Raw genomic sequence first — 10,000 nt, 5'->3', positions numbered from 1 at the left:
ACGAAAAGAAACGGCGGCAGGGCAACCTGCCGCCGTTTTCTTTTGGGGTCACCGCCGTCGTGCGGTCGGCAGAGGAGACGTCACGAAAGGGGGGGGCAGACAAACAAAAACCGCGCCCGGAGGACCGGACGCGGTTTAAATCATCTGCCGTGGGGCGTGATCTTACTTGATCTTGCCTTCGCGGAATTCGACGTGCTTGCGCACGACCGGATCGTACTTCTTCAGCACGAGCTTTTCGGTCTTGGTGCGGGCGTTCTTCTTGGTGACGTAGAAGAAGCCGGTGTCCGCCGTCGAGTTCAGGCGGATCTTGATGGAGGCGGGCTTAGCCATGGCGGAACCTTAACAAACGGATCGCGACCAACGGAATCTCCAGGCCGCACAAATATTCAGGAGCGCGGAAAATACGCATCCACGCGCGGAAGTCAATGGCCAATATGGCCTTGGTCTTCATTTACTTTTAACAGGCGCGATCATCGCCGCTTACCCTTCTTGGTCTTCGATTTTTCGGTAATGCCCTTCTGGCGCGCTTTGCCCGACTTGGGGCCGCCCTTCGGCCCGCCCGGTCCTTTGCGGCGCAGGGCCGTATCGACGCGCGAGCGCACGCCCAGACGCGGGCGCGGGGCGCTGGGATCGGGCGCTTCGGGCTCGGACAGGGCCTTGAAGACCAGCCCGCCGGTCATCGGCATGGCCTCCAGCAACTGCACCTCGATCTTGCGCCCCAGCGTCCAGCGGCGGTGATGGCGCTCCCCCACCAGCGCGTGGGCCGTGTCGTCATGGATATAGTAGTCATCCACGAAGGACGAGGCGGGGATGATGCCGTCGGCCCCCGTCTCGGTCAGCTTGACGAACAGGCCAAAGCGCGTGACGCCGACGATGCGGCCTTCAAACGTCGCGCCGACCTTGTCCTCAAGGAAGGCGGCCACATAGCGCTCTATGGCCTCGCGTTCGGCCTGCATCGAGCGCCGCTCGGTGGCGGTGATGTGCTCGGCCGTATCGGCCATGGTCTTGACCTCATAGTCAGTCAGACCGTCATCCCCCAGTTTGAGCGCGCGGATCAGGGCGCGGTGCACGATCAGGTCGGCATAACGGCGGATCGGCGAGGTGAAGTGGGCATAGCGGTCGAGATTGAGGCCGAAGTGGCCGAAATTCTCGGCGCTGTAATGGGCCTGCATCTGGGTGCGCAAAACCACCTCATTGATGATTTCGGCGTGCGGCCCGTCTTTCTGGCTGTTCAGCAACTGATTGAAGCGCTCGGTGCGCGGCGGCTCGCCCTTGTTCCACGGCAGGCCGATCGTGGCCAGAAAATCGGCCAGATTGCCGACCTTTTCGAGGCTGGGCTGTTCGTGCACGCGGTAGATCAGCGGCGTCCTGTGCTTTTCAAGCGTCTCGGCGGCGCAGACATTGGCCTGAATCATCATCTCTTCGATGAGCTGATGCGCCTCAAGGCTGACGCGGGCGGTGATGGCCACCACATTGCCCTCGGAATCGAGCTGCACCTTGCGCTCAGGCGAGTTGATGGCCAGAGGCTGACGCTCGCGCCGGCCGCGGCTCAGGCAGGCGTGCGCGGCCCACAGGGGCCTCAGGAGCGTGTCGAGGATCGGCTGCGTCTTGTCGTCGGGCGTGCCGTCGATGGCCGCCTGCGCCTGCTCATAGGAGAGCTTGGCGGCAGAGCGCATCAGGCCGCGCACAAACTGATGGCCGATCTTCTTGCCCTCGGCATTGAAGACCATGCGCACGGCCAGGGTGGCGCGGTTCTCGCCTTCCTGAAGCGAGCACAGGCCCGACGACAGCACGTGCGGCAGCATGGGCTCCACGCGGTCGGGGAAGTAGGTCGAATTGCCCTTTTCGCGGGCGTCACGGTCCAGCGACGAGCCCGATTTGACGTAGTGGGCCACGTCGGCAATGGCCACCCACACGACGTAGCCGCCGGGATTGTTGGCGTCATCATCGGCATGGGCATAGACGGCGTCGTCGTGGTCGCGGGCGTCCTGCGGGTCAATGGTGATCAGGGGCAGGTGGCGCAGGTCCTCGCGCCCTTTGAGGTCCGGGGCCTGCGCGGCCTCGGCCTCGGCTTCGGTCGATGAGTCAAAGCCGACCTTCAGCCCGTGGGCATGGATGGCCATGATCGAGGCGATGCGCGGGCTATCCTCCTTACCGATCACCTCAATGAGTTTGGCGGGCTTGGGGCCATAGCGGTGGTTACCGCCCTGCGGTGCGGCGATCACCACATCGCCGTCTTCGAGGGCGTCGATGGCCCCGGCGACGAGGGTGTAGCTGTCCTTCGACTTGCGATCGACGCTTTCCAGGCGGATGTCGCGCGGGCCCTTGCGCGCCTTACCGATACGCACCACGCCGACCAGCTTGGGCGCGCCCTGATCCAGCACCTTGACGAGGTGGGCGATCCACTCCTCAGAGGTCTGCTCAAAGCGCACATAGATGCGGTCACCGACGGCCGGGGGTGTCTGGGCGATGGCTTTTTTCAGCGGGGCGAGGCGGGCCAGAGGCGGCTTGTGCTTCAGCTTGGGGTCGTCCGACTTGCCCCATTTGACCCACAGATCGCCGTCTATGTCGCGTTCGACGACTTCAGCGACGCCGGTTTCGGGCAGGGCGCCGACGGCCCCGAACGACTTGCGCCCGCTCTTGTTCAGCTTGCCGGAGTCGGCCAGTTGCTTGAGCCTTTGGCGCAGGGCGCGGCGATCTTCGCCCTTGAGGCCAAACTGTTTGGCCAGGGCGCCGACATCCAGCTCACGGGCGGACTTCAGGACGTCGAGGAGGGTGTCGTCATCCGGCAGGCCGGAAGCCGGCCGGGGCGTAGAGGGAGTTTTCATGAGTCGGAGTGTAAAGGGTTTATCGGCGCGATGCGATGTTTTCTTGCGCCGTCACTTCTCCTCCCTGTGCCGAGGGCATGGGGAGGTGCTGAGCGTAGCGAAGCGGACGGGGACGGCTTAGGTCTTGCCCAAACGCTCGATGGCCAATTGTGACGCATCTTCGAGGTGCAAAGGTAGCGACGGGGTGTCTACACTGATGGAGTCATCCCCCTCCGTCGGCTCATTGCATTCGCCGCCACCTCCCCATCGCTGCGCGACAGGGAGGAGAGGGGCTATCATTTCTCCTCCCTGTGCCGAAGGCATGGGGAGGTGCTGAGCGTAGCGAAGCGGAGGGGGATGGCTCAGGTCTTGCCCAAACGCTCGATGGCCAGTCGGTACACGCCTTCGGCCACTTCATCCGCATCGGCCATGATCTCGAAAGCCGGGATGCGCTGGGTATAGATACCTTGCGCCAACAACCACGCATCGCGTTTGGCGTCGCGGATGCGGCGACTATCGAACGTATGCTCTATGCCATCGACCTCGATCGCCAGTCGGGCGGCGGCGCAATAGAAATCAAGCACATAGGGGCCAATGGGATGCTGACGCCGAAAGCTCAGATTGCCTTCGGCGCGCGACCGCAGACGCACCCAAAGGCGCACTTCCGGCGGAGACATGTCGCGCCGGAGTTGCTTGGCAAACTGATGCTTGCGCGGCGTTTTCATGGCGGGCAGCGTAACGTGCGGTTACGCCCGGCGCTAGAGCCATTCCAAGGGACGGTCAGCCCTTCTCCTCCCTGTGCCGAAGGCATGGGGAGGTGCTGAGCGTAGCGAAGCGGAGGGGGTGACGCGGTAGAAAATCTCAGTCGCTGGCCAATGCCCTTTGGTGACGTCAAGGCTTTGCGTTTTTGGGACTGTCAGAGTTATCCCCCTCCACCGCTGCGCTTCGCTGGCGGTCCCCCTCCCCATCGCTGCGCGACAGGGAGGAGAGGGGCTATCATTTCTCCTTCCCATGCCTGTGGCACAGGGAGGAGAGGGGGTGTTTAAGCCTCCGCCTTGGCTTTTTTTGCAGGGGCCTTCTTGGCGGTGGTGGCCTTCTTCGCTGCCGGTTTTTTCGCCGCTGCTGACTTCTTGGCCGGGGCTTTTTTGGCCGCCGTCTTTTTCACGCCGCCCTTGGCCTCAATCAGCGCCAGCGCCTGTTCCAGCGTCACGTCTTCGGGCGGGGTGTCCTTGGGGATGGTGGCATTGACCTTACCGCACTTGACATAGGGGCCATAACGACCGGCCATGACCTGAATGGCGTCGCCCGATTCCGGGTGCGCCCCCAGCTCTTTCAGCGGTGCCACCGATGAGGCCTTGCCCTTGGCATTGGCGCGCTTTTCGGCCAGCAGCACGACGGCACGGTTGAGGCCCACTTCGAAGATGTCGTCGAAGCTCGGCAGGTTGGCATAGGTCTTTTCGTGCTCGATAAACGGCCCGAAGCGGCCCAGCGCCGCGGTGATCGGCTTGCCGTCTTCCGGGTGATCACCGACCTTGCGTGGCAGGGACAACAGCTTCAGCGCGCGGTCGAGATCAATCGACGCCGGGGGCCAGGCCTTGGGCAGGGAGGAGCGTTTGGGCTTGTCGTCCTTGGACTCCGCCTCGCCCAGTTGTACATAGGGGCCGAAACGTCCGATCTTCAGCGACACCACCTTGCCGGTGTCCGGATCATTGCCCAGTTCGCGGTCACCGGAGGCGGCAGCCTCTTCGGAAGCGTTTTCCGGGTTGCCGACGGGGCGGGTATATTTGCATTCCGGGTAGTTGGAGCAGCCGACAAAGGCCCCGAAGCGCGAGGTTTTAAGGCTCAGTTGACCCGTGCCGCAGGTCGGGCAGGCGCGCGGGTTGGAGCCGTCGCCCTTGTCCGGGAAGATGTGCGGGCCCAGCGCGTCATTAAGGCGGTCCAGCACTTCGGAGACGCGGAATTCGCTGATTTCCCCGGCCTTGGCGTGGAAATCCTGCCAGAATTCGCGCAGCAGCGCCTTCCAGTTCAGATCGCCCGCCGAAACGAGGTCGAGCTTTTCTTCGAGGTCGGCGGTGAAATCGTACTGCACGTAGCGCGAGAAGAACTGATCGAGGAAGGCGGTGACCAGACGGCCCTTGTCTTCCGGGATAAAGCGGTTCTTGTCCATGCGCACGTAGTCGCGGTCGCGCAGCACGCTGAGGATCGAGGCGTAGGTCGAGGGGCGCCCAATGCCCAGTTCTTCCATGCGCTTGACCAGCGAGGCTTCGGAATAGCGCGGCGGCGGTTCGGTGAAGTGCTGGGCCGGCTTGATGTCGTGCACATCGACCAGCGTGCCGGTGCGCAGTTGCGGCAGGCGGCCACCGTCCTCGTCCGTCTCGTCGTCCTTGCCCTCTTCGTAGAGCGCCAGATAGCCGTCAAAGGTGATGACCTGACCCGTGGCGCGCAGACCGATCGACTTGTCCTGATTGAGCAGGTCAATGGTGGTCTTTTCAACGCGGGCGGCCTCCATCTGGGCAGCCATGGTGCGCTTCCAGATCAGTTCGTACAGGCGCGCCTGATCACCCTCAAGGCGCAGGGTCTCCGGACGGCGGAAGATGGAGGTCGGGCGGATGGCTTCGTGGGCCTCCTGCGCGTTCTTGGCCTTGACCTTGTAGAGGCGCGGTTCGGACGGCACGTAGGCGCTGCCGAAGCGCTCGCCCACGGCCTTGCGAATCTCGCCGATGGCCGCCGGGTCGATAAACACGCCGTCGGTCCGCATATAGGTGATCAGGCCGGTCGTTTCGCCGCCAATATCGACGCCTTCATAAAGTTTCTGGGCCGTCTGCATGGTGCGTTGCGCGGAGAAACCCAATTTACGCGCCGCTTCCTGTTGCAGGGTCGAGGTGGTGAAGGGCGGTGGCGGGGTGCGCTTGCCCGGCTTCTGTTCGACCGATTCGACAGCGAATTTCGACAGCGAGATGGCTTTGCGCGCGGCTTCGGCCTTTTCGGCGTCGTTCAGGTCGAACTTGGCGAGCTTCTTGCCATTGAGGACGTTCAGACGCGCCGTAAACGGCGGCGAATTGGCCGACACTTCGGCATCGACGGTCCAGTATTCTTCGGACTTGAACTTTTCGATCTCAAGCTCGCGGTCCACGATGATCTTGAGCGCCACCGACTGCACGCGGCCGGCCGAACGCGCGCCCGGCAGCTTGCGCCACAGAACCGGCGACAGGGTAAAGCCCACGAGGTAATCAAGCGCCCGACGCGCCAGATAGGCCTCGACCAGCTCCATGTCGATCTGACGCGGGGCGGCCATGGCCTCCTGAACCGAAGCCTTGGTGATGGCGTTGAAGGTGACGCGCTCGACGATCTTTTCCTTCAACACTTTCTTTTTATTGAGCACTTCCAGCACGTGCCACGAAATGGCTTCGCCTTCGCGGTCCGGGTCGGTGGCCAGAATGACGCGGTCCGACTTCTTCGCGGCATCGGCGATGTCGCTCAGGCGCTTTGAGGCCTTGGCGTCCACCTCCCAGCTCATGGCGAAGTCTTCGTCCGGTTTGACCGAGCCGTCTTTCGAGGGCAGGTCGCGCACATGGCCATAGGAGGCCAGCACGGTATAGTCCTTACCCAGGTATTTGTTGATGGTTTTGGCCTTGGCCGGGCTTTCGACGATGACGAGGTTCATGAGGTCTTTAATAGGAGGAAAACCGACAATAGCAATAAGCGGTCGCTGAAAATTCCCGCCAACATGGGCTTGTGCGGCCAGCGTGTCAACGCAGGGGCGAAATTCAACCGGACGGCGGGTGATTTTGATTATTGCAACTTTAAGTTAAATATGGATATAGTTCGCACTTAAGTGGTATAAAAACAGACCCAGATAATCGCATGAGTGACACCCCTGCTTCCCCGCCGGACACCCCGGCCTATATCACCGACTCCGAACACAGGGCCGAGGTGATCCGCTATATCCGCGATATGACGAAAGAGCTGTCGGTGCTGGCCGAACGGGCGCAATGCCCGCCGCTGAGCGACTGCCTGCGCAAGGCCTATCAGAAGGCAAATAGCCTGTAAGGAACTCAGGCGCGGATATACTGTCCGTCAGAGGTCGTGACGATCAGCCCGGCGATTTCCAGCTCTCCCAGGGCCGCCAGACCGATATGGGCCGGGGCCCCGCTGAGGCGCAGCAGGTCTTCGCGCGGGGTGGGGACAGGGCTGATCAGGCTCAGCAGGCGGTCGCGCAGGGACTCGATGGCCTCATCAAGGTCCGTATCGTCAAACGCACTGACGGCGTGCAGCGGTACGACAGGGGCGGGGCGCTCAAACAGCGTCATCTGGGCGTCCAGCGTGCGCAGGATGTCGTCCACGCCTTCGCACAGGGTGGCGCCCTGCCGGATCAGGTCATTGGTGCCGCGGCAGCGCGGATCGAGCGGCGAACCGGGCACGGCAAACACCTCACGCCCCTGTTCGTTGGCCAGTCGCGCCGTGATCAGCGAGCCGGATTTCAGTTCGGCCTCCACCACAATCGTGCCGCGCGTCAGGCCGCTGATGACCCGGTTGCGGCGCGGAAAGTCTCCGGCGCGGGCGCGATACCCCACCGGGCTTTCGGAAATCAGCACGCCATAGGTGCGGATAGCCTGATAAAGGTCGGTATTGTCGGGCGGATAGATGTCATCGACGCCACCGCCCAGCACCGCCGCCGTCCCGGTCTTGAGGCTGCCCGTATGGGCCTGCGTATCTATGCCGCGCGCCAGTCCGGAGACGACGAAAAAGCCCGCTTCGCCCAGCTCTCTGGCCAGCGCATGCGCGATGCGCTGACCCGCCGCCGAGGCATTGCGCGCGCCGACAATGGCGATGGCGCGGTCGGGCAGGGCGGTCTGTTCGCCCAGCATCCACAGGACGGGCGGCGCGGCCGCAATGTCGGCCAGCAGTTTGGGATAGGCGGCGTCCCCCAGCACGACCAGCCGCGCCCCGGCGGCGCGACCGCGCGCCATTTCCGCTTCGACGGCCTCAATCGGGGCGGGGACGATGCCGCCCCCGGCGCGTTTAGCGATCAGGGGCAGGTTTTCGACGGCCTTCACGGCGCTGCCGAAGCGCAGGATCAGTTGGTGGAAATGCACCGGGCCGATACGGTTCGTGCGCGCCAGCCTAAGCCGCGCAAAGCGTTCCGCGTCGCTGGTGCAGGCGGGAAAGCGTCCGAAAAAATCCTCCCCCCCGTCGCTCATGGCTTTAGGCGTCCGCGGCGGGTTCGGCGTCTTTTTTCTTGCCGATCTTCGGTTCCTCGCCTTTCAGCAGGCGGCGGATATTCTCGCGGTGGCGCACATAGATCAGCACCGACATGAACAGGGCCATGACGACGAAGGCGTGCGGCTGATCGGTCAGGAGGCCCAGCGGCGCGATCAGGGCGGCGGCCACCAGCGCGCTCAACGACGAAATGCGGAAGATAAAGGCGGTCAGAAGCCACGTCCCGGCCGCCAGCAGCCCCATCGGCCAGGCGGCGGCAAACAGGGTGCCGAGGAAGGTTGCCACGCCCTTGCCGCCCTTGAACTTCAGCCAGACGGGGAAGAGGTGGCCTAAAAACGCCGCGCCCCCGGCCAGCGCCATACCGGTCTGACGGGTCGCCTGATTGACGCTGAGCAGCAGGGCGAAGGCCAGACCGACCGCCATCGCGCCCTTGCCCGTATCGCCCAGAAAGGTGATCAGGGCCAGATCCTTACGCCCGGTTCTCAAGACATTGGTCGCGCCGATATTGCCCGAACCGATGCTGCGGATGTCGATGCCGGCCAGCTTCGTCGTGACGACGCCGAAGGGGATCGACCCCAGCAGGTAGCCGCCGATCACGGCAAGGGCAAAGATGGTCCAGTCGGGCAGAGGCATTACAGGGCTTTCACTCAGATCTGATAAACGATTCGACCGTCCACCAGCGTCAGCTCTACCTTGCCCTGTAATGTGCGGTTTTCAAAGGGGGAGTTCTTCGATTTCGACAGGATGTCGCTTTCGCGCAAGGCAAACGGCGCGTCGACATCGACCACAATCAGGTCGGCGGGCGCACCGGGCGACAGCCGCCCGGCCTCCAGACCGATCAGTTGCGCCGGATTGATCGTCACGGTGCGCAGCAGGTCGATCAGCGGAATCTCCCGATCATGGTGCAGGCCGATCAAGGCCGCCAGCAGGGTTTGCAGGCCAATCGCCCCCGGCTCGGCTTCGGAGAAGGGGCGGCGCTTGTCTTCGGCGGGCAGGGGCGTGTGGTTCGACACCACCACGTCAATCAGGCCGTCGGCCAGAGCCTCCACCAGAGCGATACGATCGTCTTCAGAACGCAGCGGCGGGTCGAGGCGGTAGAAGGTGCGGTAATCGCCAATGTCGATTTCGTTGAACACCAGATGGTTGATCGAGGCCGAGGCATAGACATCCAGTCCCTTCGCCTTGGCCTGTGCGACGGCCTTGATGGCCCCGGCGGTGGTGATCTGATCGACCAGCAGGCGCGCCCCGGTCAGTTCGACCAGAGCCAGATCGCGCTCCAGCGCGATGCGCTCCGCCAGCGCGGACACACCCGACAGCCCCATGCGCGCCGCCATTTCGCCGGAGGTGGCGACCGCACCGTCCGACAGCCACGGCTCCTTGGGGCGGTGGGCGATCAGGGCGTTGAAGCCATTGGCGTAAGAGAGGACGCGGGCCAGCACTTTGGAATTGATGATCGGACGTTCGACATCGGTGAAATAGACGGCACCGGATTCGCTCATCAGGCCGATTTCGGCCATCTGCTTGCCGTTATGCCCCTTGGTAGCGGCCCCGGCGGGATAGACGTGCACCAGTTCGATATCGCGGGCGCGGCGCAGGATGAAATCGACCATGGCCGGCTCGTCGATCACCGGGTCGGTGTCGGGCTGCACCACCATCGACGTCACCCCCCCGGCCGCAGCGGCGCGGCTGGCGGATTTCAGCGTCTCCTTGGGCTCGGCCCCGGGTTCACCGGTCTTGACGCGCAGGTCGATCAGGCCGGGACAGACCACCTTGCCGTCGCAGTCGATGACCTTCATGTCGGCGGAGCCCGACGGCAGATGCGCCGTGTGCAGCACCTCGGCAATGACGCCTTCGGTGAGGATCAGGCTGCCGGGGCCGTCATAGTCGCTGGCCGGGTCGATCAGGCGGGCATTGACGAGCGCGATGGGTTGAGACTGCTTCATTGCCCGTTCTCCAGACGCGCGGCCAGCGAG

8 protein-coding genes are annotated in these 10,000 nt (G+C 63.7%); 1 reads left to right on the top strand and 7 read right to left on the bottom strand.

From position 1 onward, the window contains the following. Positions 1–162 precede the first annotated feature (162 nt). The 4 genes from rpmG to topA form a co-directional block, all read right to left on the bottom strand. Positions 163–330: a 50S ribosomal protein L33 gene (gene rpmG, locus LDL37_RS01890; RefSeq protein WP_013480935.1), complete on the bottom strand. Its 168-nt coding sequence runs from the start codon at positions 328–330 to the stop codon at positions 163–165. Between the two features lie 140 nt (positions 331–470). After that, positions 471–2,828, bottom strand: coding sequence for a ribonuclease R (gene rnr, locus LDL37_RS01885; protein WP_290793499.1), 2,358 nt, complete (start codon positions 2,826–2,828; stop codon positions 471–473). A 341-nt stretch (positions 2,829–3,169) separates the two neighbouring features. Further along, complete coding sequence (locus LDL37_RS01880; protein WP_290793496.1) at positions 3,170–3,532, bottom strand: DUF559 domain-containing protein; 363 nt, start codon at positions 3,530–3,532, stop codon at positions 3,170–3,172. 317 nt (positions 3,533–3,849) lie between these two features. Further along, positions 3,850–6,471: a type I DNA topoisomerase gene (gene topA, locus LDL37_RS01875; RefSeq protein WP_290793493.1), complete on the bottom strand. Its 2,622-nt coding sequence runs from the start codon at positions 6,469–6,471 to the stop codon at positions 3,850–3,852. 200 nt (positions 6,472–6,671) lie between these two features. On the opposite strand from topA, the gene LDL37_RS01870 reads away from it, so the two are divergent. Next, complete coding sequence (locus LDL37_RS01870) at positions 6,672–6,857, top strand: hypothetical protein (protein ID WP_290793490.1); 186 nt, start codon at positions 6,672–6,674, stop codon at positions 6,855–6,857. A gap of 5 nt (positions 6,858–6,862) precedes the next feature. On the opposite strand, the gene dprA is transcribed toward LDL37_RS01870, so the two are convergent. From dprA to pyrC, 3 genes are read right to left on the bottom strand one after another with little or no spacing between them, the layout of a single operon-like run. Further along, entirely contained in the window at positions 6,863–8,008 is a 1,146-nt protein-coding gene (gene dprA / locus LDL37_RS01865; protein ID WP_290793487.1) for a DNA-processing protein DprA, read from the bottom strand. A 4-nt stretch (positions 8,009–8,012) separates the two neighbouring features. Further along, a complete protein-coding gene (plsY, locus tag LDL37_RS01860) occupies positions 8,013–8,660 on the bottom strand; it encodes a glycerol-3-phosphate 1-O-acyltransferase PlsY (protein WP_290793484.1) in 648 nt (215 codons plus the stop codon). 14 nt (positions 8,661–8,674) lie between these two features. Next, a complete protein-coding gene (gene pyrC / locus LDL37_RS01855; protein WP_290793481.1) occupies positions 8,675–9,970 on the bottom strand; it encodes a dihydroorotase in 1,296 nt (431 codons plus the stop codon). Positions 9,971–10,000: the final 30 nt, after the last annotated feature.

It is taken from the genome of Asticcacaulis sp. (genome assembly GCF_020217185.1).
In the GTDB taxonomy this organism is placed as follows: domain Bacteria; phylum Pseudomonadota; class Alphaproteobacteria; order Caulobacterales; family Caulobacteraceae; genus Asticcacaulis.
Note: the sequence above shows the minus strand (reverse complement) of the source record. Positions and strands in the feature narration are given on the sequence as shown.